Source organism: Stenotrophomonas sp. a6, assembly GCF_030913325.1.
Classification (GTDB): Bacteria; Pseudomonadota; Gammaproteobacteria; order Xanthomonadales; family Xanthomonadaceae; genus Stenotrophomonas; species Stenotrophomonas maltophilia.
This window is the reverse complement of record NZ_CP133161.1, coordinates 1488604-1515418: the sequence shown is the minus strand read 5'-3', so window position 1 is coordinate 1515418 and position 26815 is coordinate 1488604. Positions and strand designations below refer to the sequence as shown.

Here is a 26815-nt window from a genome sequence, read left to right as displayed (position 1 = left end):
CGCAACCGGACCCGCCCCGCCTTCGACAGATTTCTGCCGCTGTTGGTGGGTGTCGACCTTGGTCGACACGGGGGCGGATCCCATGGCCACGCAACGGGCTCTGACCCGGATTTACGCTCGATAGGGTCAGAGCCGTTTTCCGTTGGAAGACGGATCCGACCCCGCGCTTCTCAGGCGCCGGTCGCCACCGGGCGGCTGCTGTCGCTCACCCAACCGCTCCAGGAGTCGGCGTAGATGCGTGCGCCGCTCAGGCCTGCGCTTTCCATCGCCAGCAGCAGGTGGCAGGCGGTCACGCCGGAGCCGCACATCAGCACCACCTGCTGCGGATCACGGTTGCCGATCACACCCTGCAGCTCGACGCGCAGTTCCTGTGCATCGCGCAGCCGGCCGTCGGCGACGTTCAACGCAAACGGACGGTTGACCGCGCCGGGTACGTGGCCGGCGACCGGGTCCAGCGGCTCGACTTCGCCGCGGAAGCGTTCGCCCGCGCGTGCGTCGACCAGCCAGCCCGGCGCGTGCTTCAGGCGTGCGCTGATCTCCTCGGCATTGGCGATCTGGGCGGTGTCGAAACGGCCCGGGTAAGCCGGCAGCGCGGTCACCTCATCCGGCCCCGTCGCCAAAGGTTGCCCTGCGGCCTGCCACGCGGCGATACCACCATCGAGCACGGCCACCTTGCTGTGCCCAATCAGGCGCAGCAGCCACCACAGGCGCGAGGCGGCCATGCTGCCGTCGCTGCCGTCGTAGACCACCACCTGCGTGTCAGGACCGATACCCCACTGGCCGAGCTTCGCGGCGAAGGCATCGCTGTCCGGCAGCGGATGGCGACCATGGCCGACGCGCGACAGATCGGACAGGTCACGATTCAGATCGGCATACACCGCACCCGGGATATGACCTGCCAGGTACTGGCCGCTACCCGCCTGCGGATCGGCCAGCGAGGAACGCGCATCAACCACGCGCACCGCGGTGCTGGCGGTGGCGCGTGCGTCGACCACGCGGATGCCCTCGCCCAACGCGGCAGCCAGGGTGGCGACATCGACCAGGGTGGTCCACGGCGGATCGATCGGGTTCATTGCACTTGCTCCAGGCGGCGACGCAGGTTGTAGAGAATGGCCGCGGTGGCGCCCCAGATGCGCTGGCCGGGCCAGCTGTACTCAAGGACGTGACGGATGCGGCCGCGATGGTTGATTTCGACCTGGCGCAGGTTGTCCGCCGCCATCAGGTAGTCCAGCGGCACCTCGAACACCTCGGCCACTTCGCTGGGCTGCGGCACCGGCACGAAGTCCGGATCGACCACCGCCACCACCGGGGTGACCCGATAGCCGGTGATCGTCACGAAGGGATCGAGATAGCCCAGCGCCTGCACCTGGCCCGGAGCCAAGGCGATTTCTTCCTGGCTCTCGCGCAATGCTGCCGCCAGGGCGTCGCGGTCGTCGGGCTCGGTGCGGCCGCCGGGGAATCCGACCTGGCCACCGTGCGTGCGCAGGGTTTCGGTGCGACGGGTGAGGATCACCTGCGCGCCACTGGCGCGCGGCACGATTCCCGCGAGCACGGCCGCTTCCACCGGAGGCCCGGGCGGCAGCAGATCGATCAGTTCACTGCGGTTCCAGCCATCGCCGGCCGGCGGATCGGCCAACGGATGCAGCGCGCGCATCAAACGTTCGTGGTCGGCCAGCGAGCCGCGCAGTGATTGCTGGAGCTGCGCCCGCAACGGCTGCACGCGATGCAGGATGCGACTGCGTTCGTCGTTGCTCATCGACGACCACCGTGCGATTTCATCGATATGACGTCCGCAGCCGGTGCACTGCCGGTGCGGATCCAGCGTGCACACGCCGATGCAGGGACTTGCGACAACACGCGCCGTTTCTTCCATTGTTTGCACCCGGCAACAGTAGCGCGAAAGGGCTGAATTTGCGCGGGTGGGCCGGTCGGACGGTAGAGTCGACTGTCAGTCGACTCGCGCGCGCAGCGGGCGTTTCCCCGATGTGACCCAAGAGCAGTCGACTGACAGTCGACTCTACCGTCAGGCACTGCGCAAACAAAAACGCGCCGGTGGAATCACCGGCGCGTTTGGTTTACTGCTTCGATTTACTTGACGCTGACCAGCTTGATCTCGAACTGCACAGCCACGTTCGGCGGGAACGGGGTGCGCGGGTCCGCACCGTAGGCCTGGTCCGGCGGCAGGGTGACTTCCCACTTCGAGCCGGCCGGCATCTGCAGCAGGGTCTCGCGCATGGCCTTCATTTCGACTTCGCTGACCTTGATCGACGGGATCTGCTGGGCCGGGCGGGCTTCGGTCGGGCGCTGGCCGTACGGGAACGGACCGGCCACTTCCAGCTGCACGGTGCTGGCCTGGGTCGGCTTGGCACCCTTGCCGGCTTCGATCACGCGGTACTGGACGCCGCTCGGCAGCGACTGCACGCCGGCCTTGGCCTTGTTCGCCGCGATGAACTGATCGCTCTTGGTCTTGTTTTCGGCAGCAGCCTTCTCGTACTCGGCCTTGGCAGCCTGGGCACGGCCCTGCTCGCGCTTCTGGAACGCTTCAACGGCCGGCTTCAGCTGCTCGGCGGTGATCGCCGGCTGCTTCTTGGCGTAGGCATCCTGCAGGCCCTTCACCACCGAGTTGATGTCCAGCTGCTCACCACGACCGGTCAGCTCCGCCAGGTTGTTGCCGTAGTCGTAACCGAAGTAGTAGCTCAGCTTGCCCTTTTCGGACGAGACGTCCTGGGCGAAGGCATTGCCCGTCAGGGCCAGGGCCGCGACGGCGACCGCGATAGAACGCAACTTCATCAAACAGTTCTCCAGGGGTGGTAACTCAGGGACGTTCTGCGCCGCCCTGAGGCGACGGGTTAGGATAACGGGCGCAACGTGTAACCGCTACTCACGATGCAGGCTATGACCCGTCTGCGTTCGCGGAGTTCAATATCACTTTTTTTTAACGTTCCAGGAGTTTCCCCGTGGCCGATGCCCTGATCGCTGTCACCGACGACGGCGCCATCCGCACCGTGACCGTCCAGCGCCCGGACAAGCTCAACGCCCTGAACGCCGCGACCCTGCAGGCCCTGGCCGAGGCCTTCAGCGCCGCCGCCGCAGACCCGGAGATCCGCGTGGTGGTGCTGACCGGTGCCGGCCCGAAGGCGTTCGTGGCTGGCGCTGACATCGCCGAGATGAACACACTCAGCGCGGTTCAGGGACGTGATTTCTCGCTGCTGGGCCAGGCCCTGATGCGCCAGATCGAGCGCATGCCCAAACCGGTCATCGCGCGCGTGAACGGTTTTGCCCTGGGCGGCGGCCTGGAACTGGCCATGGCCTGCCACCTGCGCATTGCCGCCGATACCGCCAAAGTCGGCCAACCGGAAATCAATCTTGGGCTGATTCCCGGCTTCGGCGGCAGCCAGCGCCTGCTGCGCCTGTGCGGCCGCGCCGCCACCTTGGAGCTATGCCTGCTGGGTGCACCGATCAATGCCGCACGTGCGCTGGAACTGGGGATCGTCAACGAGGTGGTACCGGCCGACGCGCTGGACAACCGCGTGCAGGACATCGCCCGGCAGCTGGCACGCTCGGCGCCGCTGGCCCTGCGCGGCCTGCTCGATGCGGTGCACGTGGGCGGCGAATGCAGCCTGGAAGCCGGGCTGGAATACGAAAGCGCACAGTTCGGCCTGCTGTTCGCCACCGAGGACATGCGCGAGGGAACCAGCGCCTTCCTGCAGCGCCGCCCGCCGGCCTTCCAGAACCGCTGACGCCATGGCATCCCGACCCAACCCCGCGCAGCTGTTTGCCCGGGTCCAGGCAGACGATCTCGACGGCGCCCTGCAGGCCGGGCTGATGGACTATGTCGCCCGCGCCGACGACGCGCAGTTGCTGCCCGGCCACCCGGAACTCCCGCAGCGGTTGCAGCAGGCCCAGCAGCAGCTTCAGGCCGCCTGGGCGGCACGCGAACGCTACCGCGCCCGTGCGGTGCGACTGGCCCGCCGCGAAGCCGAACGCGACGCGCGGCGCACGCCCGCCCCGGCGCCGGACGTGAAGCCCGCCCTCCCCGCCGCGGCCGCCGCCATCCTCGCCCGGGCCAAGGCCCGCGCCAGCGGCAAGGAGCAGTAATGGCGACCACGAAGAAGACCGCACGCGCCCCGGCGCGGCGTGGCGGCACGATGCCGCGCGCCGACGTGGTGGAGATGTTCACGCGCCTGCGCGAACTCAACCCGCACCCGAAGACCGAACTGGAGTACAGCTCGCCGTTCGAGCTGCTGGTGGCGGTGGCGCTGTCGGCGCAGGCCACCGACGTCGGCGTCAACAAGGCCACGCGCCGCCTGTTCCCGGTGGCCAACACGCCGGCGAAGATCCTCGCGCTTGGCGAAGAAGGACTGAAGCAGTACATCGCCACCATCGGCCTGTTCAACGCCAAGGCGAAGAACGTGATCGCGACCTGCGCGATCCTGCTGGAAAAGCATGGTGGTGAAGTGCCGCGCGATCGCGATGCGCTGGAAGCACTGCCGGGCGTGGGCCGCAAGACCGCCAACGTGGTGCTCAACACCGCCTTCGGCGAGCCGGTGATGGCGGTGGACACGCATATCTTCCGCGTCTCCAACCGTACCGGCCTGGCCCCGGGAAAGAATGTGCGCGAAGTGGAAGACAAGCTGGTGAAGGTGATCCCCGCCGAATTCCTGCTCGACGCGCATCACTGGCTGATCCTGCACGGACGTTATGTGTGCAAGGCGCGCAAGCCGGATTGCCCGGGATGCGTGATCGCCGATCTGTGCCGGTTCAAGGACAAGACCCCGGCCGAGTGACGGCCGCATCCATGCAGGGCGTGGATCGACTGCAACCAAGGCGCAATCCGGGCGTCATACGCAAGCGGGTTCAATGGCAGGCCCTGCCGTGACGGGGCCTGCGGTGGATGTCTGCCGCGCGTGAACTGTCACATTTACGCAATCTTTACCTTCTAGCCTGCGCGCATCTTCCCACCTGCCTGCAAGGCTCCTCTCCATGAAACTGCATCACCAACTCCTGACGGTGGCCGTGGCTGCTGCGCTGTATGTGCCGGCTGCACACGCCGAAGTCGCCATCGACGTGATCGGCGGTTCGGAAATCACCTTCGAAGGCCTGGTCCAGGCCGATGGCAACTGGTTCCACAACGATGTGGTCGACCTCAACGGTGGCGACGCCGGCAACGGCAAGAACAGCGAATTCGAACTGCGTCGCGCCGAGCTGGTGCTGAAGGGCAAGGGCCCGGGCAACGTGGAGTGGGTGGTCGGCTATGACGCCAAGGCCGACAAGTTCCTCGACACCAACGTGAAGTACAAGCTGCTGGGCAACGCCAACCACTTCCTGCAGCTGGGCCAGTTCAAGCAGCCCAACAGCCTGGAAGAACTGTCCAGCACCAAGAACAACGATTTCATTTCCAAGGCAGCGGTCACCAACACCTATGCCATCGCCCGCCGCCTGGGCGGCGCGTACAGCTACGGCCAGGACAACTGGTCGGTGACTGCCAGCGCCTTCGGCCGCGAGCTGACCCGCAACCTGGCCCACGGCAGCGGCTACGGCGCGCGTGGCACCTGGGCCCCGATCAATGAAAAGGGCCAGGTCCTGCACTTCGGACTGAGCTACGTCAACTACGACACCGACGCCGACACCCTGCGCGTGCGTGCACGTCCGAATGCCGACCTCGCCACGGCCCGCCTGGTCGACAGCGGCAACCTGACCGACACCGACCGCGTCAGCACCATCGGTGCCGAAGCGATGTACTTCCAGGGCCCGTTCAAGGCCCAGGCCGAGTACTACACCAGCAAGGCCAAGCGCTACGACCACGACAACTACACCAGCGACGGCTATTACATCAGCGGCGTGTGGAACGTCACCGGCGAGACCTGGAGCTACAAGGGCGGCACCCCGGGCACCGGCCTGCCGAACAACCCGGCCGGCGGCCAGTGGCAGCTGGGCGTGCGCTACGACCACATGGACCTCAATGACGGCAACCTCGCCGCCAACCCGGTTGCCGGTCGCCCGCCGATCGTCGATGGCGTGCTGGGTGGCAAGATGGACATCTGGACCGTTGGCGCCAACTGGTACCTGCGTTCCAACTTCAAGCTGATGCTCAACTACGTGATGGTCGACAGCAAGAAGTACAGCTCAACGGCGCGCGGTTTCGTCAATGATGATCCCAACATCCTGGAAGCCCGCGCGCAGTTCTTCTGGTAAGTCCAGCCCCCTGCGTTGACCCGCGAAGGCACGGCCCCGGCCGTGCCTTCGTCGTTGCATCGATAGCCGCGCTGCCCTGCCGGCGCAGCGGACGTGACATCGCTCATGACGCGTGTCACGCCCGCGTCATATGACAGACGCGGGGGTGTCACGCAACCGTTATGGAATGTGCACCGAAACGTCGGGCAACCGCCCTTCGACCACCACCCCAGGAGTCTCCCTGTGATCCACGCCTTCAAGTCGCGCGCCGCTGTCGCCATCCTGGCCGCATCGTCCGTGTTCGCCGCCAACGCCGCCGATATCACCGGCGCGGGCGCATCGTTCATCTACCCGGTCATGTCCAAGTGGTCGGCCGACTACAGCACCGCAACCGGCAACAAGGTCAACTACCAGTCCATCGGTTCCGGCGGCGGCATTGCCCAGATCAAGGCCAAGACCGTTGATTTCGGCTCCTCCGACGCGCCGCTGAAGCCGGAAGACCTGGCTGCTGCGGGCCTGGCGCAGTTCCCGTCGGTGATCGGCGGCGTGGTGCCGGTGGTCAACGTGGCCGGCATCGCGCCGGGCGCGCTGAAGCTGGACGGCGCGGTGCTGGCCAACATCTTCCTGGGCAAGATCAAGACCTGGAACGACCCGGCCATCGCCGCGCTGAACCCGGGCGTGACCCTGCCCAACGCCAAGGTCACCGTCGTGCATCGTTCGGACGGCTCGGGCACCACCTTCAACTTCGTCAATTACCTGTCCAAGGTCAGCCCGGAGTGGAAGAGCTCGGTCGGTGAAGGCACCTCGGTGCAGTGGCCCGCCGGCATCGGCGGCAAGGGCAACGAAGGTGTTGCCGCCTATGTGAAGCAGATCAAGGGCGGCATCGGCTATGTCGAACTGTCCTACGCGCTGCAGAACAAGCTCTCCTACACCGCGATGAAGAATGCCGCCGGCAAGTTCGTGCAGCCGAGCGACACCTCGTTCGCAGCCGCTGCCGCCAGCGCCGACTGGGCCAACGCCCGCGACTTCTACCTGGTGATGACCAACGCGCCGGGCGCCGAGTCCTGGCCGATCACCGCCACCAACTTCATCCTGGTGCAGAAGACGCCGAAGAATGCTGCCAATGGCAAGGCGACCCAGGAGTTCTTCCGCTGGGTCTACAAGAATGGCGACGCCCAGGCCCGCCAGCTGGACTACGTGCCGCTGCCGGACAGCCTGGTCCGCCAGATCGAGACCTACTGGTCGCAGAACCTGAAGTAAGCAAGCGCGTTCCCCCGCAGGAACGGGGGCGGCGGGTCCTCTCTCCCCCGCCGCTCCCACCCGGGCGCGAGATCCTCGAGATCTCGCGCTCTTCTTGTTTTTGGGGGATTGGTCGTGAAGAGCGTTGCGCCTGCGCTGATCCATGGGGGAGTCGGTGGGCCAGGGCGTGCAGGACACGCCGTAAACCCCGCTCCGCGGTCCGGCCCAGCCGCTGGCGGCTGTGCGTTCGGGCGCTTGCGAGGCAGTGCCTCGCGGGCAAACCGCCCTCACCCTTGGGGGCTCGTCCACGGCATCCATGCCGTGGACGGTCCTGCACGCCCTGGCCCACCGCCTCTCGACAGTTCATCGGGGGCGCGGTGGGGTCATGGAAGGCAGGAGCAAAGGCAGGAGCGTCTGTAGAGACGAGCCCACGCTCGGCTGGGTGCTGGAGCGTGCGGACCAACGGTCCGCACCTACCGAGAACAGGGAGCAGTCGAGCATGGCTCAACTCTACAAGGGCCAACCGACCGTCATATCGGTGCGCAGATCGCGGGTTTCCGGGCACCTGCCGGATCGGCGCCAATCCTGTGAAACCCTTGTCAGAACGTGATCCAGGACACCCCTGTCATGGTCGTAATACGGCTGTAACAAAAACATCATTTCATAGCCGCATCCGCCGACCACGTCGGCTCTTCCCCGCTATGGAGTGACCATGAAACTGCACTCGGCCGGCCTCGCCGCCCTTTCCCTGGCCATCGCCCTGGGCCTGTCGGCCTGCGGTGGCGACAAGCAGGCCGCGCAGCAGCCGGCTGCCGACGGCGCCGCCGCCCCGGCCGCTGCCGGTGCCAAGGTGACCGCCGAAGTGTCCGGCGCGGGCGCGTCCTTCATCTTCCCGCTGGTCTCCAAGTGGTCGGCTGACTACAACACCAGCACCGGCGCCAAGATCAACTACCAGTCGATCGGCTCCGGCGGCGGTATTGCCCAGATCAAGGCCGGCACCGTCGACTTCGGTTCCTCCGACAAGCCGCTGAGCAGCGAAGAGCTGGCCCAGGCCGGCCTGGCGCAGTTCCCGTCCGCCATCGGCGGCGTGGTGCCGGTGGTCAACATCGAAGGCCTGGAAGCCGGCAAGCTGCGCCTGAGCGGCGCCCTGCTGGCCGACATCTTCCTGGGCAAGGTCAAGACCTGGAACGACCCGGCCATCGTCGCCGCCAACCCGGGCGTGAAGCTGCCGGACGGCAAGATCACCCTGGTCCACCGTTCGGACGGTTCGGGCACCACCTTCAACTTCTCCAACTACCTGTCCAAGGTCAGCCCGGAGTGGAAGAGCAAGGTCGGCGAAGGCACCTCGGTGCAGTGGCCGGACGGCGTCGGTGGCAAGGGCAATGAAGGCGTCGCTTCCTACGTGAAGCAGATCAAGGGCTCGATCGGCTACGTCGAACTGGCTTACGCGCTGCAGAACGGCATGCCGTACACCGCCATGCAGAACGCGGCCGGCAACTGGGTCGAGCCGAGCGCGGAAACCTTCGCCGCCGCGGCCGCCAGCGCCGACTGGGCCAGCGCCAAGGACTTCAACCTGGTCATCACCAACGCTCCGGGCGAGCAGGCGTGGCCGATCACCGCCACCAACTTCATGCTGATGCAGAAGAAGCCGAAGGACGCCAAGCGCAACCAGGACACCCTGGCCTTCTTCAAGTGGGCCTTCGAAAACGGCCAGGCGCAGGCCAACGAGCTGCACTACGTGCCGCTGCCGGCCGAACTGGTCAAGCAGATCGAGGCCTACTGGGCGACCGACCTGAAGTGATGGACGCGACGGTGCCCGCCCCACGCGGGCACCGCTTCTTCCACGCCGTGCCGCCCCGCCCCTTCCTGGCCCTGCCGTCCCCATGAATGCCATCGCCCAGCCTGTAGCCGCCCCGTCCACGCGTGATGCGCGTGATGCCCGCAACGACAAACTGTTCCGATGGGTGCTGGTCGGCACCGTCATCTTCGTCCTGATCGCCCTGGCCTGCGCCGCGCTGTCGATGCTGTGGGGCGGCCGCCATGCCCTGCAGATGCAGGGCCTGAGCTTCTTCTTCTCCGCCGACTGGAATCCGGTCGAAAACAAGTTCGGTGCGCTCGCCCCGATCTACGGCACCCTGGTCACCGCCGTCATCGCGATGGTCATCGCCGTGCCGGTCAGCTTCGGTATCGCCTTCTTCCTCACCGAAGTCGCGCCGCGCTGGCTGCGTGGCCCGGTCGGTACCGCCATCGAACTGCTGGCCGGCATTCCCTCGATCATCTACGGCATGTGGGGCCTGTTCGTGCTGGTGCCGGTGATGACCGAGTACGTCACCCCGTTCCTCAACGAGACCCTGGGCGAATGGCCGATCATCGGCCCGATGTTCCAGGGCCCGCCGCTCGGCATCGGCATGCTCACCGCCGGTTTCGTGCTGGCCATCATGGTCATTCCGTTCATCTCCTCGGTGATGCGCGAAGTGTTCCTGACCGTGCCGACCCGCCTGAAGGAGTCGGCGTACGCGCTGGGCTCCACCAAGTGGGAAGTGAGCTGGGACATCGTCCTGCCCTACACCCGCTCGGCAGTGATCGGCGGCATCTTCCTCGGCCTCGGCCGCGCCCTGGGCGAGACGATGGCGGTGGCCTTCGTGATCGGCAACAGCGTGCGCCTGTCGCCGTCGCTGCTGGAGCCGGGCACCACCATCGCCGCGCTGATCGCCAACGATTTCGGCGAAGCCACTGAAACCTACCGCTCGGCCCTGCTGCTGCTCGGCTTCGTCCTCTTCATCGTCACCTTCGTGGTGCTGGCCATCGCCCGCCTGATGCTGATGCGCCTGTCCCGCAAGGAGGGCAACTGATGTCCACCACCGCTGATTCGTTGTACCTGCGCCGCCGCATCGGCAACGTCGTTGCGATCACCGCCTCCTGCGCCACCGCGCTGTTCGGCCTGTTCTTCCTGGGCTGGATCCTGTTCACCCTGGCCTCGAAAGGCCTGGCCGGCATCAACTGGGACCTGTTCACCAAGATGACGCCGCCGCCGATGCAGGACGGTGGCCTCGCCAACGCCTTCTTCGGCAGTGCCGTGATGTGTGCGCTGGCGATCGGCATCGGCACGCCGCTGGGCGTGCTGGCCGGTACCTGGCTGGCCGAGTACGGCAACGCCCGCAAGGCCGGCACCGTGGTCCGCTTCGTCAATGACATCCTGCTGTCGGCACCGTCGATCGTGCTGGGCCTGTTCGTCTACACCCTGTACGTGATGCAGACCGGCGGCAACTTCTCGGCGTTCGCCGGTGCCCTGTCGCTGGCCTTCATCGTGCTGCCGGTGGTGGTGCGCACCACCGACGAGATGCTGCGGCTGGTGCCCTCGCAGATGCGCGAAGCGGCCCTGTCGCTGGGCATCCCGCAGTGGAAGGTGATCGTGCAGGTGCTGTACCGCAGCGCGTCGGCCGGCATCATCACCGGCATCCTGCTGGCGCTGGCCCGCATCTCCGGCGAGACCGCTCCGCTGCTGTTCACCGCTTTCGGCAACCAGTACTGGAACAACAACATCTTCCAGCCGATGGCCTCGGTGCCGGTGGTGATGAACCAGTTCGCCGGCAGCCCGTATGAATCCTGGCAGGTGCTGGCCTGGGCCGGTGCACTGGTGCTGACTGTCTTCGTGTTGCTGGTCAGCCTTGCCGCCCGCGGCATCCTGCTGCGCAACCGTATCTCCCATGACTGACCTTTCCGTGGACAACGCCATGAACGACCTTTCCAACGCCGTGCCGATGCAGCGCATCGCCGTGCCGTCCTCGCACGAGAGCCTGCACACGCCGTCGCCGGTGAAGCTGGCTGCGCGTGGACTGGACTTCTACTACGACAAGTTCCACGCCCTGAAGGGCATCAACCTGGAGATTCCGGAAAAGCGCGTGACCGCGCTGATCGGTCCCTCCGGTTGCGGCAAGTCGACCCTGCTGCGCATCTTCAACCGCATCTACGCGCTGTACCCGAAGCTGGAAGCGTGCGGTGAAGTGCTGCTGGACGGCGAGAACATCCTGTCGCCGAAGTACCCGATGAACCGCCTGCGCAGCAAGGTCGGCATGGTGTTCCAGAAGCCGGTGCCGTTCCCGATGACCATCTTCGAGAACGTGGCCTACGGCATCCGCCACCACGAGAAACTGAGCAAGGCCGACATGGCCGACCGCGTCGAGCAGGCACTGCGCCAGGGCGCACTGTGGGACGAAGTGAAGGACAAGCTGGGGCAGAGCGCGCTGGGCCTGTCCGGTGGCCAGCAGCAGCGCCTGTGCATCGCCCGTGCCGTGGCGCTGCGCCCGTCGGTGCTGCTGCTGGACGAGCCGACCTCGGCGCTGGATCCGATCTCGACCAGCCGCATCGAGCAGCTGGTGGAAGAACTCAAGCACGAGTACACCATCGTCATCGTCACCCACAACATGCAGCAGGCCGCGCGCGTTTCCGACTACACCGCCTTCATGTACCTGGGCGACCTGATCGAGCACGACCGCACCGAAGTGATCTTCTCGCAGCCGTCGCAGCGGCAGACCGAGGACTACATCACCGGTCGCTTCGGCTGATCGACGCTGATCCTTCGCCACATGTCCCAGCCAGGCACGGCCTGGCTCTACCCGGATTGCAGACCATGAACCTTCCCAACGACCACATCGTCAAGAGCTACGACGAAGAGCAGCAGCGCCTGGTGGCCGAAATCGTGCGCATGGGCGAGATGGCCGTCGCCCAGCTCGAAGCGTCGATGGACGTGATCGAGAAGCGCGACGAGAACGCCGCCCATCGCATCATCGCCAACGACGAAGCCATTGATGCGCTGGAGCAGCAGATCAGCCATGACGTGATGCGCCTGGCCCTGCGCGGCCCGATGGCGCGCGACCTGCGCGAGATCCTCGCCGGCCTGCGCATCCCGGCCGACATCGAGCGTATCGGCGACTACGCGGCCAACGTCGCCAAGCGTTCGATCGCGCTGGGCAAGGTGCCGCCGCTGCCGCAGATCCAGGGCCTGCGTGCGCTGGGCCGCCTGGCCGCGCAGCAGGTCCGTCGTGCCATTGCCGCCTACCGCGACAACGACGCCGACGCCGCACTGGAACTGCGCGAGGACGACGCCCGCCTGGACGCGCAGTACACCGCGCTGTTCCGCGAGCTGCTGACCTACATGATGGAAGACCCGCGCAACATCACCCCGTGCACGCACCTGCTGTTCATGGCCAAGAACCTGGAGCGCGTGGGCGACCACGCCACCAACATCGCCGAGAACGTGTGGTTCCTGGTGCACGGGGAGCAGCCGCTGCCGCCGCGCGAGAAGCGCGACGAGACCTCCAGCACCGGCCAGCCCTGACGCTGCACTGCAACACCGGAGTTGACTCCAAGGTGGCCGCTGTCCTGGTGACAGCGGCCTTCTTGTTTCTGGGCGTTCCACCCGCGTTGTGGGCGCCGGGCTTGCCCGGTGCGAACCTTCCGGATGCTTCTGTAACAAACCTCACGAAAATTTGAGGTCTTGGCGAGGATTCGTTGAGTAGGATCGCTGCACCATCGTTTCCACCGGCATCCCTGCCGGCCATCCGGGCACCCGCCCACACCACCCAGGAGCACGACCGATGAGCAGTTCCAACAAGACCCTGTCCCTGCTGACTGCTACCGCCCTGGCCGCCGGCCTGGGCATGACCGCCAGTGCCTCGGCCCTGAGCATGAGCGACCTCGCCCAGGGCTACCTGGTTGCCGGGCAGGCAGCCAAGGCCAGTACCGATGCCAAGGCCGCCGACACCAAGATGGCCGCTGACGCGACCAAGCATGCCGAAGGCAAGTGTGGCGCCGACGGCAAGACCGCCGAAGGCAAGTGCGGCGCCGACAAGGGCAAGGCTGCCGGCGCTGCGGCAGGCGCCAAGGCCACGTCCGGCGACAAGAAGGCGGCCGAAGGCAAGTGTGGCGAAGGCAAGTGCGGTGGCAAGCACTGACGTCCGCGCCAGCGTCGTCAGCCCGCGGTCGCCGCTTCGTGCGGCGGCCGCCGGGTTGGGGCTGCGCAGGGCGCTGCTGCAGGAGCTGCGCGATGCACCGGCGGGCGACTTCGATTTCCTCGAATGCGCGCCGGAGAACTGGATCCATGTCGGTGGTCCTGCCGGGGATGCACTGGCCGAGCTGGCACAGCGCCATCCGCTCAGCTGCCACGGCCTGTCCCTGTCGCTGGGCGGCAGTGCGCCGCTGGATACCCGGCTGCTGGAACAGGTCGGCCAGTTCCTGGAAAAGCACCGCGTGCCGCTGTACAGCGAGCACCTGAGCTACTGCAGCGACAACGGCCACCTGTACGACCTGCTGCCGATTCCATTTACCGACGAAGCGGTGCGCCATACCGCCGCACGCATCGCCCGTGTGCAGGACCTGCTGGGTCGCCGCATCGCAGTGGAGAACGTGTCCTACTACGTGGCGCCGGAGCCGGCGATGGACGAGCTGGCCTTCACCAACGCCGTGCTCGCCGAGGCCGACTGCGACCTGCTGCTGGACGTCAACAACGTCTACGTCAACGCCTGCAACCACGGCTACGACGCCGACACCTTCATTGCCGGGCTGCCCGCAGAACGCATCGTCTGCCTGCACGTGGCCGGGCACCTGGACGAGGCACCGGACCTGAAGATCGATACCCATGGCAGTGCGGTGATCGACCCGGTCTGGGCGCTGCTGGCACGCACCTATGCACGCATCGGCGCACGCCCCACCCTGCTTGAGCGCGATTTCAACTTCCCGCCCTACGCCGAACTGCAGGGCGAGCTGCAGACCATCCGCCGCCTGCAGGCGACGCACGCCGGGGGCGCACATGGCTGATGCTCCCGACACGCTGCGCGCGCAGCAGCACGCATTCACTGCCCATCTGCGTGATCCACAGGGCGTGCCGCCACCGGCCGGGCTGGAATCACGCCGGGTCGCGGTATACCAACGACTGCTGTTCAACAACCTGCTCGGCCTGTTGAGCAACGGCTTCCCGGTCTGCGTGCGCCTGCTCGGCGAACCGGCCTGGAGCGGACTGGTGCGCCAGTACTTCGCGACCCATCGCTGCCAGACACCGCTGTTCACCGAACTGGCCGCCGAATTCGTGCAGTGGCTGCAGGCGCAGCCACAGCTGCCGCATCCGGCGTTGGCCGAACTGGCCCACTACGAATGGGTGGAAACCGCGCTGTACCAGCTGGATGCCGAACCGCTGCCGGCGCAGGACGACACCGACCCGGTTCGGGTGCCGCTGCAGCGCTCGCCGCTGGCATGGCCGCTGCTGTATCAGTGGCCGGTGCACCGGCTCGGCGCTGAGGACGCACCGACCGAGCCGCCGGCCGAGCCGACTGGCCTTCTGGTGCGCCGCGATGCCGACGGCGAGGTGCGATTCGCCACGCTCAGCCCTCTGGCGGTGTTCCTGCTGTCCAGCATCGGCGAACAGCCTGGGCTGGAAGGACAAACCTACCTGCAGCAGCTGGCCAGTGGACACGGGCTGGCCGAGGATGCGCTGGCCGAACCCGGTGCCGCGCTGCTGCGGCAGTTCCTGCAGGCCGGCGTGATCGGCCCGCTCACAGCCCCTCCCTGACACACCTCATTCGCGGAGACCCCCTGATGAACCTTCCGACCCTGGCCACCGCGCGTGGCCAGCTGGACCGTCTCGCCCCCTGGTTGGCCCCGCTCGGCCTGCGCCTGCTGCTGGCCTGGGAGTACTTCGAATCCGGCCGCGAGAAACTGCACGGCCAGAACTGGTTCGCCGACCTGCAGGATGCCTTTCCGTTCCCGTTCGATCAGCTGCCGAGCACGCTGAACTGGCAGCTGGCGACCTGGTTCGAACTGGTCGGCGCGGCCTGCCTGCTGTTGGGTTTCGGTACGCGTTTCGCCGCCGCCAGCCTGCTGGTATTGACCGTGGTGGCCACCTACGCCGTGCACTGGCCGATGCAATGGGACTCGCTGGGCGACCTCGCGATGGGCTATGCGATCACTGACCAGGGCTTCGGCAACTTCAAGCTGCCGGTGCTCTTTATGGCGATGCTGCTGCCACTGATCTTCAGCGGCGCCGGTAGGCTGAGCGTGGATGCGTGGTTGGCACGGTGGCAGCCATCGGGCACGCCTGCGCGGCCAGCAGTCCGGTAGATGCCGATCTTGGTCGGCGCGCATCGTGCCAACCCAGGTTGGCACCTACCGGAATCCTGGGCGCGCGGTGCACCGGTAGGTGTCGACCTTGGTCGACACGCTCCTGCGCAGGGAGCCCGTGCGCCACAGGCTGGCCGGGCGCTCGAGGCCGCTCTGCTAGAATTCACGCATGAATGACCCCACTCCCGCACCTGCCGCCGCCTCCGATTCCGCAATCCCCCAGGCGCAGCGCGCGATGTCACAACGCTTCCGCGGCTTCCTGCCGGTGGTGGTGGACGTGGAAACCGGCGGCTTCGACAGCCAGCGCAACGCCCTGCTGGAAATCGCCGCGGTGCCGATCGAGATGGACGAGAACGGCCTGCTCTACCCCGGCCAGACCGCCAGTGCCCATGTGGTGCCGGCCGAGGGCCTGGAGATCGACCCGAAGTCGCTGGAAGTGACCGGCATCATCCTCGACCACCCGTTCCGGCTGGCCAAGGAAGAGAAGGCCGCACTGGACCACATCTTCACCCCGGTACGCGCGGCGATGAAGAAGTACGGCTGCCAGCGCGCGATCCTGGTCGGCCACAACGCCCATTTCGACCTGGGCTTCGTCAACGCCGCCGTGGCCCGGACCGGCCACAAGCGCAATCCGTTCCATCCGTTCAGCGTGTTCGACACCGTCACCCTGGCCGGCATCGCCTACGGGCAGACGGTGCTGGCGCGTGCAGCCACGGCCGCCGGGTTGGGCTGGGATGCGAACGAAGCGCACAGTGCGGTGTATGACACCGAACAGACCGCACGATTGTTCTGCACCATCGCCAACGCCTGGCCGCGGTAAGACAGCCAGCGGCGGAGCCCCTCGTGGCGTGAAGCAAATCAGCGGTCGGGCCGGACAAGGTGGGTTCGCGGGGGACGCCGTGAACCCGCCCCTGGGGGCTTAGCCGCACTTCTCTGGTGGGTGCCGACCGTTGGTCGGCACCGCCGGTTGGTACGACAACACCAGTAGATCCACGCCATGCGTGGATGCGATCAACCAATACTCGTACGATCGCGGCCGTCGCTCTTGGCGCGGTACAGCGCGCGGTCGGCGCGCTGGTACAGCAGCGCCGGGGTGCGGTCATCGGCATCCAGTTCCACAAGGCCTGCGCTGAAGGTCACGCGCAGGCCCGCTACACCGGCCCAGTCGGGGTGGTCATGGAACAGGCCGCGCAGGCGCGCGCACAGCTGCGCGGCTTCTTCCAGGCGGGTGTCGTTGAGCAGCAGCGCGAACTCCTCGCCACCGGTACGCGCGGGCAGGTCCGAGTCGCGGCAGGCCGCGGCGATCAGCCTGGCCACCTGCACCAGCACCGCATCGCCGATGCTGTGGCTGTGGCGGTCGTTGACGTCCTTGAAGTGGTCGATGTCCAGCACCACCAGGCACAGCGGGTGGCCGCTGCGCTGTGAACGGGCGAAGTCGCGCGCCAGCGTTTCGTCGAAGGCACGGCGATTGGCCAGCCCGGTCAGCGCATCCTCGCGCGCCTGCCGCTCAAAGGCCTCGGCCTGCCGTGCAAGGCGCTCGGCCAGCTCGGTCTTTTCCTGGTTCAGCGCCTGCAGGTGCACGGTCTTGGCCTGCAGGTCGAAGGTTGCCTCGTCCACGCGCCGTGCCAGGCGCAGGTTGCTGGCCTTCAGCTGCTGCAGCAGCAGGCGGTACAGCACCACCAGCCCAGCCAGCAGCAACAACCCGCCCAGCAGCTGCACGCTGCGGCGCTGCCACCAGAACGGCTCCACCGTGAAGCTCCACACGGCTTCCTGCTGGCCCCAGGCCCCGCCTGGATGCGCCGCCGACACGTGCAGGGTGTAGTCACCCGGCGGCAGGCCGACGAACTCGACGCTGCGCTGCGGGCCGCGCTCGACCCAGCCGGTGTCCAGGCCATCCAGCCGCGTGCGATAGCGGATCCGGTCCGACATCAGGTAACTCAGGCCCACATAGCTCACCGCCAGACGTCGGCCGCCGGGAATGTAGTTGCGATCCGGGCCCTCCCAATGCACGGGTGCGCCATCCACCTGCACGCTCTCGATCGCTGCCGGCGGTGATGGACGCTCGCGGAAGCGCTGCAGGCGTTGCGGGTCGACGGTGCTCAGGCCTCCGGCGGTGACCACCCAGAAGGTGCCGTCCTGGCGCAGGATGGCCGATGGCCCGGAGCTGCCGTTGGCCTGCGCGTTGGCCATGCCGTCGATCTCGTTGTAGCGCTCCACCACCACTCGTGGTGCGCGGCCATCGGCCACGGCATTGAGGGTCGCCATGTCGGTGCGCAGCACGCCGCGGTTGCTGCTGATCCACACGTTGCCAAGACGATCCGGCACCAGCTGGAACACCGCATCCACCGGCATGCCCTGCTCCAGGCCGACGCGCGCCAGCTTTCCGCCGCGCCAGCGGTACAGGCCGCGGTCGCTGCTGATCCACATCGCGTCGCCCAGCTGGTGGAAACCGAACACACTGCGGCCCCCGCCCATCGGTGCCAGGTCGATCGACTGCACGTGGTCGCCACGCAGCACGCGGATGCCCTCGATGGTGCCGATCCACAGGTTGCCCTGGTGGTCATGCTCGAGTGCGGTGATGAGGCCACCGGGCATGCCCGGGGCAGTCGACACCTGCACCCGGTCGCCGTCGATGCGTACCACGCCCTTCTGCGTACCCGCCCAGACCCTGCCCTGCGGATCGACACTGATCGCGCGGATGTTGCCACCCGGCATGCCGTCGGCTGCCGCATAGTTGTGGCGGAGACTGCCATCGCGGTCCAGCCGGTAAACGCCGTCGCCGAACGTACCGACCCACAGGTCGCCGTCCGGCCCCTGCGCCAGACTCAATACCGATGGCGCCTTGCCGCCGCGGTTGTGCAGGGGAACCGCGCGGAAGCGGCCATCGGGTGTCTGCAGGTCGAGACCACTGGCACTACCGACCCACAACTGGCGGTCGCGGTCCTCCAGCACCGTGCGCACATAGTCGCCACTGAGGCCATCACGCTCGGTGTAGCTGCTGAACAGTGTTTCGCGCAGGCGGTACAGGCCACCGTTGGCCCCCACCCAGATGCTGCCTTCGGCATCCTCGCGCAGGCTGACCACGCGCCCGCCCGGCAGGTTCAGGCCGGCCGGCAATCGTTCCAGGCCATGCGCCGAGATCCGCAGCAGGCCCTGGTTCTCGGTTCCCAGCCACAGGTCGCCGTGCCGGTCCTGCAGCATCGAGGTCATGTGCAGCTGTCCCGGCAGCCGGTGCACCAGCACCAGCTGATCGTCCTCCACGCGGTACAGGCGCTCGCCAGCGACGATCCACAGCGCGCCATCAGGAGCCCGGTACGGCCAGGACAGGCCGGTGCCGGCCCCCAGGCCCCACGCCGCGGGCGCGCGCTTGAGCACGCCGTCGTTGTCGCGCAGCACCAGCCCGTCAAGCGTGCCAACCCAGACCCGGTCCTGCGCATCGACCACCAGCTTGGTGAAGCTCATCGCCATCGGCAGGTCGGCCGCCGGCGCCTGGTAGACGATGCCCTTGTCCGGCGTGAGATAGCCGATGCCCTTGCCTTCGTACAGCAGCCACAGGCGCCCCTGGCTGTCCATCTGCATGGACTGGATCAGCACCTGCGGGGTGTCGGCCTGATGCTCCCAGACCCGCCACTGGCCGTCGTTGCCACGATGGCTGACGTTACCGCGCGAATCACTGATCCACAGCCCTCCCTGCCGATCGACCAGCAGTGCGCCGATGCCGTTGTCGCGCAGCCCCGGGCGGGTGCTGCGGTCGAACACGGTGAAATCCAGGCCGTTGTAGCGGACCAGGCCTTCCCAGGTGGCAAACCACAGGTGCCCCTCGGGAGTCTGCGCGATATCGCGCAGCGAGTTGTGCGGCAGGCCATTGCGCGAGGTCCACACGTCGATGGCGTAGTCGCGCAGCGGCGGCGCGCCCTCCTGCGCGGCCAGCGGCAGCGCCAGCACCAGCAACACCCACAGCAGACCGCGCTGCAGTGCCTGCCTGGCCTTCGAAACGCGGCGCTCCACCCAGCACCCGTTGTCCCCTGACCTGCCCATCAGCTCGGCGGCAGTGGCCGGTAACGGCTGCAGGGCATGGCAGCAAGCGGGAACGACCGGGCAACGCGGAACGGCGTGCCGTCAGGAACGGGTTGACTCATCGGGGAGAAACTGGGGAGATGCGCAGATGATAGGCCAAACCCTGGCCCCGGCGTCATCGCGTGCGTCCGGCGGGGCTCAGCCGGGCCGGCCAGGCGGCACCACCTGCGCACTGGCCGGCCACTGCACCACCGCCTCCAGACCGCCCTCGGCACGGTTGCGCAGCCATAGCCGCGCGCCATCCTTCTCGGCCAGGGCGCGCGCGATGGTCAGGCCCAGCCCGGCGCCGCCGGTTTCCCGCGAACGCGAGGTTTCCACCCGCACGAACGGGTCGAACACGGCCTCCAGCTGGTCTTCCGCCAGGCCCGGGCCATCGTCGGACACCATCGCCGTGATCGTGCCGCCGCTGCGTTCCACCCGCACGCGCACGCGGTGGGCATACATCACGGCGTTATCCACCAGGTTGGAGAACAGCCGGTGCATGGCCAGCGGGCGCAACATCAGCACCGCACCGGTGCCGCCCTCGAAGACCACGTCGGCACCACCCTCTGCGGCGTCTTCCACGATGCTTTCCAGGAGCGAATCCAGATCCAGCGCGGCGCGCTGCTCGGCGCTCTCGGCGCTCCGGGCCAGCTCCAGGCCTTCGCGCACCAGTGCCTGCATCGCCGCCAGATCGCCGATCAGGCGCTCGCGCAGCACCTCGTCGCTGACGTTCTCCAGGCGCAGGCGCAGTCGGGTCAACGGGGTCTGCAGGTCATGGGTGATCGCCGCCAGCATCTGCGTGCGTTCGGCCAGGTGCCGCTGCAGGCGGTGCTGCATGGCATTGAAGGCCTCGGCGGCGCGCTGCACCTCGCGCGGCCCGCGCAACGGCAGTGGATCGCGCTGCAGATCGTCGCCGAGATCCTCCGCGGCCGCCGCCAGCTCCTGCAGCGGCGCACTGGCCATGCGCGCAACGATGTAGGCCAGCACCGCGATGGCCAGCACCAGCAGGGTCAGGAACCACGGGTCCACGGCCAGAATGCCGTTGTGGGCCACTGCTGGCGAATCCAGCGCCAGCTTCAGCAACGTACCGTCGTTGAGCGTCACATCGACCGCGCGGCACTTGGGCGGAATGAAGGCCGGATCGCGCTCACGCGGATGCCGTCGGTGCCCCGGCGGCGGTGGCGGCAGCAGATCCTGCAGCTTGGGAATGCAGGAACGGAACGAGGTGAAATGCACATGCGCGCGCGACACCGGGCCGGGCCGGTCATCCAGGACTTCCATCAGTGCGGTATCCGCCCGCCCCAGGCGCGCGCCGGGCTGCAGCGCACGCACGCTGGGCCCACCGATCTCAAGCAGTCGTTCGCGCAGTTCGGGATTGCCATCGAGCAGGTTGACGTAGCCCTGCAGGCGGTCGGCGATGCGGTTCAGGTTCTGCCGCTCGAATTCCTGCTGGCGTTTGGAGGTGGCCAGCATGGTCGCGCCGATCGCAGCCACGCTCATGCCCAGCAGCAGGATGACGAACAACCGCCCGACCATCGAGGACAGGAAATGGCGCAGGCGCTTCATGACGGCTTATTCCAGGTTCACCGAGGAGGCCAGCACGTAGCCTTCGTTGCGCACGGTCTTGATCAGGCCATCCGGGCCACCGTCATCGCCCAGCTTGTTGCGCAGGCGGCTGACCTGCAGGTCGATCGCGCGATCCTGCGCCTCGTAGTTGCGGCCGCTGCTGAGCGCGACCAGCTGTTCGCGCGACAGCACCTTGTTGGCATGGGCGATGAACACGCGCAGCAGGCGGAACTCGGCACCGGACAGCACCACCACGCGATCGTCCGGATCGACCAGGTGGCGATGCTCCAGGTCGAACACCCAGCGCGAGAAACGCGCACGGCGCACCGCCAGCGGCTCCAGGTTGGCCGGCAGCGCCTCGGTCCGGCGCAGCACGTTGCGGATGCGCGCCAGCAGCTCGCGCGGTTCGAACGGCTTGGCCAGGTAGTCATCGGCGCCCATTTCCAGGCCGAGCACGCGGTCGATCGGCTCGGCACGCGCGGTCAGCATGATCACCGGCGTGTTCGAGCGCGCCCGCAGGTCGCGGCACAGGGTCAGGCCATCCTCGCGCGGCAGGTTGAGGTCAAGCACGATCAGGTCCACGTGCTCGCGGTCCAGCAGCTGGCGCATGGCGGTGCCGTCTGCGGCCGTGCTCACCTGGTAGCCGGCACGGCCGAGCTGCTCGGCCAGCAGGGTGCGGATGTCGTTGTCGTCGTCGACGATCAGCAGTCGATGCATCGTGTTTTCAGTCTCCATGTCGCGATCATCCCGTGTCGGCAGCTGAACCGCATCCGGGGCAATGCGTACCAGTGTATCCAGCCATGAGCGGGATACCTGTGGTTACGCGTATTCACCGACAGTGTTACATAGAGACATACCCCGAGGATTGAGCCGCCTGTCGCCCGGTCTTCACAATGCCCACCAACGCCGCCGCCGCGGCCCCGAGAGTGAAGCCACGACGTGACGTTCCGCCTGTTGCCCGCGACCCGCCGTGGTCGCCTGATACTGATCGCCCTGCTCGCCCTCATCGTGGCCGTCGCCGCCTGGTGGCTGCTGCGCAAACCCGCCGCCCCGGCGGTGGCGACCACGCCGGTCAGCCGCGGCGGCATCGAGCAGACCGTGGAAGCCACCGGCGTGATCGACGCCTACAAGCTGGTCAGCGTCGGCGCGCAGGCCTCGGGCCAGATCAAGTCGCTGAAGGTACAGCTGGGCGATACCGTGAAGGAAGGCGACCTGATCGCCGAGATCGATGCCACCACCCAACAGAACCAGGTGCTCAACGCGCAGGCTTCGCTGGACCAGGTCACCGCCCAGCGCGCCGTTCAGCAGGCCACCCTGCGCCAGGCCGAACTGGAGTTCGCGCGCCAGCAGCAGATGCTGGCGGCCGAGGCCACCTCGCGCCAGGAATACGATGCCGCCGAAGCACAGCTGAAAACTGCCCGTGCCCAGCTGCAGTCCTACGAGGCGCAGATCAAGGGCCGCCAGACCGAGCTGGGCACCGCCCGCGCCAACCTGGCCTACACCCGCATCACCGCGCCGATGGATGGCACCGTGGTGGCGGTGGTGGCCGAGGAAGGCCGCACGGTGAACGCCAACCAGACCGCGCCGACCATCGTCATGCTGGCGCGGCTGGACGTGGTCACGGTCAATGCCGAGATCTCCGAGGCCGACGTGGTCAAGATCAAGGCCGGCATGCCGGTGTACTTCACCACCCTGGGTGACCCGGACCGCAAGTACCACGCCACGCTGCGCCAGATCAATCCGGCGCCGGCCTCGATCGCCAATGAAAACTCGTCCAGTTCCAGCAGCTCCTCCAGTTCCAGCTCCAGCAGCGCGGTCTACTACAACGCGCTGTTCGACGTGGAGAACCCGGACGGCACGCTGCGCATCGACATGACCGCGCAGGTCTCGGTACTGCTCAAGCAGGCCAAGGACGTGCTGATGGTGCCGGCGGTGGCGCTGGGACCGAAGCGCCGCGGCGACGAGCGCATGGTGAGGGTGCTGGACGACAAGGGCCAGCCGCAACCGCGCAAGGTCACCGTGGGCATCAACAACGGCGCCTCGGCCGAAATCCTGTCCGGGCTGAAGGAAGGCGAACGCGTGGTGGTGGGCGAAGCCGGTGCGGCCGGTGCCAGCGCCGGCGGCGGCAACCGCGGCGGCATGCAGATGCGGGTCGGCGGCCCGGGCATGGGTCCGCGCCGATGAGCACGAAGGCGCCGCTGCTGCGCCTGCGCGACCTGCGGCGCGAATTCCCGGCCGGCGATGATGTGATCGCCGTCCTGCGCGACGTCAACCTGGATATCCACGCCGGCGAGATGGTGGCGATCGTCGGCCAGTCCGGCTCGGGCAAGTCGACGCTGATGAACATCCTCGGCTGCCTCGATCGCCCTACCCGCGGCAGCTACCAGGTGGCCGGCCGCGAGACCGGCAGGATGGCGCCGGATGAACTGGCCGAACTGCGCCGCGAGCATTTCGGCTTCATCTTCCAGCGCTACCACCTGCTGGGCGACCTGGATGCGCGCGGCAACGTGGAGGTACCGGCCGTGTATGCCGGCAGCCCGGGCGCAGTGCGCAACGCGCGTGCCGAGCAGCTGCTGCAGCGGCTGGGCCTGGGCGACCGCATGCACCACAAGCCGGGCCAGCTGTCCGGTGGCCAGCAGCAGCGCGTGTCGATCGCACGTGCGCTGATGAACGGCGGCGAGGTGATCCTGGCCGACGAACCGACCGGCGCGCTCGACACGAAATCCGGCGAGGAAGTGATGGCGATCCTCGGCGAGCTGCACGCCGAAGGCCACACCATCATCATCGTCACCCACGACATGAGCGTGGCCGAACACGCGCAGCGCATCATCGAAATCCGCGATGGCGAGATCATCGCCGACCGCACCAATCCGAACGCACCGACCTACCGCGCGCAGCGCGAGGCCAGCACCGGCGTGGCCCGCGGCAACAGCTGGCAGGCGGCCCGTGACCGCTTCACCGAAGCGTTCCGCATGGCCCTGCTGGCGATGAACGCACATCGGCTGCGCACCTTCCTGACCATGCTCGGCATCATCATCGGCATCGCCTCGGTGGTCTCGGTGGTGGCGCTGGGCAATGGCTCGCAGCAGCAGATCCTGCAGAACATCAGCGCGCTCGGCACCAACACCATCGACGTCTATCCCGGCCGTGGTTTCGGCGACATGCGCTCGGCGCGGGTGCAGACGCTCAAGGCCAGCGATGCCGATGCACTGGCAAAGCAGAGCTACGTGGACAGCGCCACCCCCAGCGTGTCGACCTCGGTCACCGCGCGTTACCGCAACCAGTCCTCCACCGCCCAGGTCAGTGGCGTCGGTGAGCAGTTCTTCCGGGTCAAGGGCGTGACCCTGCTCAGCGGCAGCTTCTTCGATACCGACGCGGTGAAGGGCCTCGGCCAGGTGGCGGTGATCGACGAGAACACCCAGACCCAGTTCTTCCCCGATGTCGATCCGGTCGGCCAGGTGATCCTGCTCGGCAACGTACCGGCACGCGTGGTCGGCGTGGCCAAGCGCCAGAGCTTCGGCTTTGGTGGCAGCACCAGCCTCAGCGTGTGGGTGCCCTACACCACGGTGATGTCGCGCATGCTCGGCCAGAGCCACGTTTCCAGCATCACCGTGCGCGTGGACGACGACACGCCGATGGATGCGGCGCAGGAAGCGATCACCCGCCTGCTGACCCTGCGCCACGGCACCGAGGACTTCTTCCTCAGCAACAGCGCCGAGATCCGCCAGACCATCGAGCAGACCACGCGCACGATGACCCTGCTGATCGGCGCCATCGCCGCCATCGCGCTGCTGGTCGGCGGCATCGGCGTGATGAACATCATGCTGGTCTCGGTGACCGAGCGCACCCGCGAAATCGGCGTGCGCATGGCGGTGGGGGCACGGCAGAGTGACATCCGCCAGCAGTTCCTGATCGAAGCGGTGCTGGTGTGCCTGCTCGGTGGTCTGCTCGGCATCGGCCTGGCCCTGCTGCTGGGCTCGATGATCGGCCGCTTCGCCAGTGACTTCCAGGTGCTGTTCTCCACCGCCTCGATCGTTGCCGCGTTCGCCTGCTCGACCCTGATCGGCGTGGCATTCGGCTTCCTGCCCGCGCGCAACGCCGCGCAGCTGGACCCGGTGGAGGCCCTGGCCCGCGAATGAAGATGATGACCCGACTGCCCTTCCCTGCTCCCTCGCGCCTGCTGCTGGTGGGCGCTGTTCTGCTTGCCCTCTCAGGCTGTGCCTCGGTGGGCCGCTACCCGGTGCAGGCCCCCGACGTGGTGGCCAGCTACGGCCGTGGCGATGCCACCCTCAACGCACCGGCCGACGACCCGCGCAGCAGCCTGGATACACCGGGCCGCGACATCCGCCAGGACAGCTGGTGGACGGGCTTCGGCGATGAACGACTGAACCGCCTGGTGGCGCAGGCGCTGGCCGCCAACAGCGATCTGGCCGCCGCTGGCCTGGCCGTGCAGCGGTCGCGCCTGCAGGCCGGCCTGGCCAGCAATGCGCTGTGGCCGCAGCCTTCGTCGTCCGGCGTCAGCGGCAATGCCAGCCGCGCCACCGATCAGGCCGACGACTGGCGCCGCAGCTATTCCACCGGCGTCTCGCTGGGCTGGGAGGTCGATCTGTGGGGCCGTCTGCGCACCCAGCGCGACATCGCCCGCTGGGAAGCCGAGGCCAGCGAGGAAGACCGGCAGAACACCGCGCTGCTGGTGATCGGCGACACCATCACCCAGTACTGGAACCTGGCCTATCTCAACCAGTCCATCGCCACCGGCCAGGCCAACCTGGAGCGGCTGGAGCGCACCCGCGACCTGGTGCAGGCCCGCTTCGATGCTGGTGCGGTATCGCGCCTGGAAGTGCGCCAGGCGCTGCAGAACCTGCAGTCGCAGCGCTCCTCGCAGAGCGCGCTGGAACAGCAGCGGGTGGAGGTGCGCAATGCACTGACCGTGCTGCTGGACGGCACGCCCTGGCCGCAGCAGGACGAACCGCAGGACCTGCTGGGCGCACGCAGCCCCGGGATCAACGAAGGCCTGCCGGCCGAGCTGCTCGGCCGCCGTCCCGACCTGCGCGCGGCCGAACTTCGCCTGCGCAACAGCCTGAAGACCATCAAGGTGACCGCTACCCAGTACTACCCGGCGCTGAGCCTGACCGGCAGCCTCGGCTCCAGTGCAACGTCGCTGGGTGACGTGCTGCGCAACCCGGTGGCCACGCTGGGCGCCGGCCTGTCGCTGCCGTTCCTCAACCTGCAGCGCGCACAGCTGGATACCGACATCGCCGGCACCAGCTATCAGATCGCCGCGACCAATTTCCGCAGGACGCTGTACACCGCGCTGTCGGAAGTGGACAACGCGCTGTCGGCACGCGAGCAGCTGGCGCGCCAGGTGGCGGCCTCGCAGGCGTCGTACGACGAAGCAGTGGAAGTGGAGCGCGCGCAGGAAGTGCGCTACCGCGTAGGTGCCACCGACCTGCGCACCTGGCTGGAGGCCCAGCAGACCCGGCGTGATGCCGAGCTGTCGCTGGCGCGCGTACGCCAGGGCCAGCTGAACAACGACGTCACCCTGTTCAAGGCACTGGGCGGCAGCGCGGGGTGAGGCGGCAAGGGCGCCAACCCAGGTTGGCGACTGCCCGGTGGGTGTCGACCTTGGTCGACACAGCAACGGCCCGGTAGGTGTCGACCTTGG

General features: G+C 67.6%; 24 protein-coding genes. 18 read left to right on the top strand and 6 right to left on the bottom strand.

Annotated features, from left to right (window positions below; all coding sequences use genetic code 11):
- Window positions 1–170 precede the first annotated feature (170 nt).
- The 3 genes from Q9Q79_RS06955 to Q9Q79_RS06945 form a co-directional block, all read right to left on the bottom strand.
- Window positions 171–1073, bottom strand: a complete 903-nt coding sequence (locus Q9Q79_RS06955) for a sulfurtransferase (RefSeq protein WP_049395293.1) — start codon at window positions 1071–1073, stop codon at window positions 171–173.
- Window positions 1070–1873, bottom strand: coding sequence for a CoA pyrophosphatase (locus Q9Q79_RS06950; protein ID WP_024957875.1), 804 nt, complete (start codon window positions 1871–1873; stop codon window positions 1070–1072). Before Q9Q79_RS06950 ends, Q9Q79_RS06955 begins: the two co-directional genes overlap by 4 nt.
- Before the next feature lie 215 nt (window positions 1874–2088).
- Window positions 2089–2790 (bottom strand): FKBP-type peptidyl-prolyl cis-trans isomerase N-terminal domain-containing protein, encoded by a 702-nt coding sequence (locus tag Q9Q79_RS06945; RefSeq protein WP_005408797.1) that lies wholly within the window; start codon window positions 2788–2790, stop codon window positions 2089–2091.
- A gap of 167 nt (window positions 2791–2957) precedes the next feature.
- Here Q9Q79_RS06945 and Q9Q79_RS06940 point away from each other — a divergent pair, with 167 nt between their 5' ends.
- The 15 genes from Q9Q79_RS06940 (at window position 2958) to rnt (ending at window position 16345) form a co-directional block, all read left to right on the top strand.
- Complete coding sequence (locus Q9Q79_RS06940; RefSeq protein ID WP_012479639.1) at window positions 2958–3740, top strand: enoyl-CoA hydratase-related protein; 783 nt, start codon at window positions 2958–2960, stop codon at window positions 3738–3740.
- A gap of 4 nt (window positions 3741–3744) precedes the next feature.
- On the top strand, window positions 3745–4098 hold the full coding sequence (locus Q9Q79_RS06935) for a hypothetical protein (protein ID WP_005408795.1): 354 nt from the start codon (window positions 3745–3747) through the stop codon (window positions 4096–4098).
- Window positions 4098–4787 carry an endonuclease III gene (nth, locus tag Q9Q79_RS06930; RefSeq protein WP_012479638.1) on the top strand — a complete coding sequence of 230 codons (690 nt, stop codon included), beginning with the start codon at window positions 4098–4100 and terminating at the stop codon, window positions 4785–4787. The genes Q9Q79_RS06935 and nth overlap by 1 nt, the downstream gene beginning before the upstream one ends.
- A 196-nt stretch (window positions 4788–4983) precedes the next feature.
- A complete protein-coding gene (locus tag Q9Q79_RS06925) occupies window positions 4984–6195 on the top strand; it encodes an OprO/OprP family phosphate-selective porin (protein WP_005408793.1) in 1212 nt (403 codons plus the stop codon).
- 222 nt (window positions 6196–6417) lie between these two features.
- Window positions 6418–7434 carry a phosphate ABC transporter substrate-binding protein PstS gene (gene pstS, locus Q9Q79_RS06920; protein WP_005408792.1) on the top strand — a complete coding sequence of 339 codons (1017 nt, stop codon included), beginning with the start codon at window positions 6418–6420 and terminating at the stop codon, window positions 7432–7434.
- A 691-nt stretch (window positions 7435–8125) separates the two neighbouring features.
- The gene (gene pstS / locus Q9Q79_RS06915) at window positions 8126–9214 is read left to right on the top strand and encodes a phosphate ABC transporter substrate-binding protein PstS (RefSeq protein ID WP_005408791.1); all 1089 of its coding nucleotides are present in this window, start codon (window positions 8126–8128) and stop codon (window positions 9212–9214) included.
- Between the two features lie 82 nt (window positions 9215–9296).
- Window positions 9297–10265, top strand: coding sequence for a phosphate ABC transporter permease subunit PstC (gene pstC / locus Q9Q79_RS06910; RefSeq protein WP_005412771.1), 969 nt, complete (start codon window positions 9297–9299; stop codon window positions 10263–10265).
- Window positions 10265–11128 (top strand): phosphate ABC transporter permease PstA, encoded by an 864-nt coding sequence (pstA, locus tag Q9Q79_RS06905; RefSeq protein WP_005408789.1) that lies wholly within the window; start codon window positions 10265–10267, stop codon window positions 11126–11128. The genes pstC and pstA overlap by 1 nt, the downstream gene beginning before the upstream one ends.
- Before the next feature lie 19 nt (window positions 11129–11147).
- Complete coding sequence (pstB, locus tag Q9Q79_RS06900) at window positions 11148–11978, top strand: phosphate ABC transporter ATP-binding protein PstB (RefSeq protein ID WP_201863826.1); 831 nt, start codon at window positions 11148–11150, stop codon at window positions 11976–11978.
- A gap of 65 nt (window positions 11979–12043) precedes the next feature.
- Entirely contained in the window at window positions 12044–12751 is a 708-nt protein-coding gene (gene phoU, locus Q9Q79_RS06895; protein WP_005408787.1) for a phosphate signaling complex protein PhoU, read from the top strand.
- Between the two features lie 259 nt (window positions 12752–13010).
- Entirely contained in the window at window positions 13011–13367 is a 357-nt protein-coding gene (locus Q9Q79_RS06890; RefSeq protein WP_005408786.1) for a hypothetical protein, read from the top strand.
- On the top strand, window positions 13354–14229 hold the full coding sequence (locus Q9Q79_RS06885; RefSeq protein ID WP_201863787.1) for a DUF692 domain-containing protein: 876 nt from the start codon (window positions 13354–13356) through the stop codon (window positions 14227–14229). The genes Q9Q79_RS06890 and Q9Q79_RS06885 overlap by 14 nt, the downstream gene beginning before the upstream one ends.
- The gene (locus tag Q9Q79_RS06880; protein WP_005408784.1) at window positions 14222–14977 is read left to right on the top strand and encodes a putative DNA-binding domain-containing protein; all 756 of its coding nucleotides are present in this window, start codon (window positions 14222–14224) and stop codon (window positions 14975–14977) included. The genes Q9Q79_RS06885 and Q9Q79_RS06880 overlap by 8 nt, the downstream gene beginning before the upstream one ends.
- Window positions 14978–15003: 26 nt before the next feature.
- Window positions 15004–15525, top strand: coding sequence for a DoxX family protein (locus Q9Q79_RS06875; RefSeq protein ID WP_005408783.1), 522 nt, complete (start codon window positions 15004–15006; stop codon window positions 15523–15525).
- Between the two features lie 235 nt (window positions 15526–15760).
- A complete protein-coding gene (gene rnt, locus Q9Q79_RS06870) occupies window positions 15761–16345 on the top strand; it encodes a ribonuclease T (protein ID WP_005408782.1) in 585 nt (194 codons plus the stop codon).
- A gap of 191 nt (window positions 16346–16536) precedes the next feature.
- Here the strand turns inward: rnt and Q9Q79_RS06865 are convergent, their stop codons facing one another.
- From Q9Q79_RS06865 to Q9Q79_RS06855, 3 genes are all read right to left on the bottom strand, one after another.
- Window positions 16537–19563: a ligand-binding sensor domain-containing diguanylate cyclase gene (locus tag Q9Q79_RS06865; protein ID WP_201863795.1), complete on the bottom strand. Its 3027-nt coding sequence runs from the start codon at window positions 19561–19563 to the stop codon at window positions 16537–16539.
- Window positions 19564–19740: 177 nt separating this feature from the next.
- Window positions 19741–21150, bottom strand: coding sequence for an ATP-binding protein (locus tag Q9Q79_RS06860; protein ID WP_005408780.1), 1410 nt, complete (start codon window positions 21148–21150; stop codon window positions 19741–19743).
- A 6-nt stretch (window positions 21151–21156) separates the two neighbouring features.
- Window positions 21157–21885: a response regulator gene (locus tag Q9Q79_RS06855; protein ID WP_005408779.1), complete on the bottom strand. Its 729-nt coding sequence runs from the start codon at window positions 21883–21885 to the stop codon at window positions 21157–21159.
- 204 nt (window positions 21886–22089) lie between these two features.
- Here Q9Q79_RS06855 and Q9Q79_RS06850 point away from each other — a divergent pair, with 204 nt between their 5' ends.
- Genes Q9Q79_RS06850 through Q9Q79_RS06840 form a run of 3 tightly spaced genes read left to right on the top strand, consistent with a single transcriptional unit; the run spans window position 22090 to window position 26725 of the window.
- Window positions 22090–23334: an efflux RND transporter periplasmic adaptor subunit gene (locus tag Q9Q79_RS06850; RefSeq protein ID WP_049395298.1), complete on the top strand. Its 1245-nt coding sequence runs from the start codon at window positions 22090–22092 to the stop codon at window positions 23332–23334.
- Complete coding sequence (locus Q9Q79_RS06845) at window positions 23331–25289, top strand: MacB family efflux pump subunit (RefSeq protein WP_059033832.1); 1959 nt, start codon at window positions 23331–23333, stop codon at window positions 25287–25289. The genes Q9Q79_RS06850 and Q9Q79_RS06845 overlap by 4 nt, the downstream gene beginning before the upstream one ends.
- Window positions 25286–26725 (top strand): TolC family protein, encoded by a 1440-nt coding sequence (locus Q9Q79_RS06840; RefSeq protein ID WP_201863798.1) that lies wholly within the window; start codon window positions 25286–25288, stop codon window positions 26723–26725. Before Q9Q79_RS06845 ends, Q9Q79_RS06840 begins: the two co-directional genes overlap by 4 nt.
- Window positions 26726–26815: the final 90 nt, after the last annotated feature.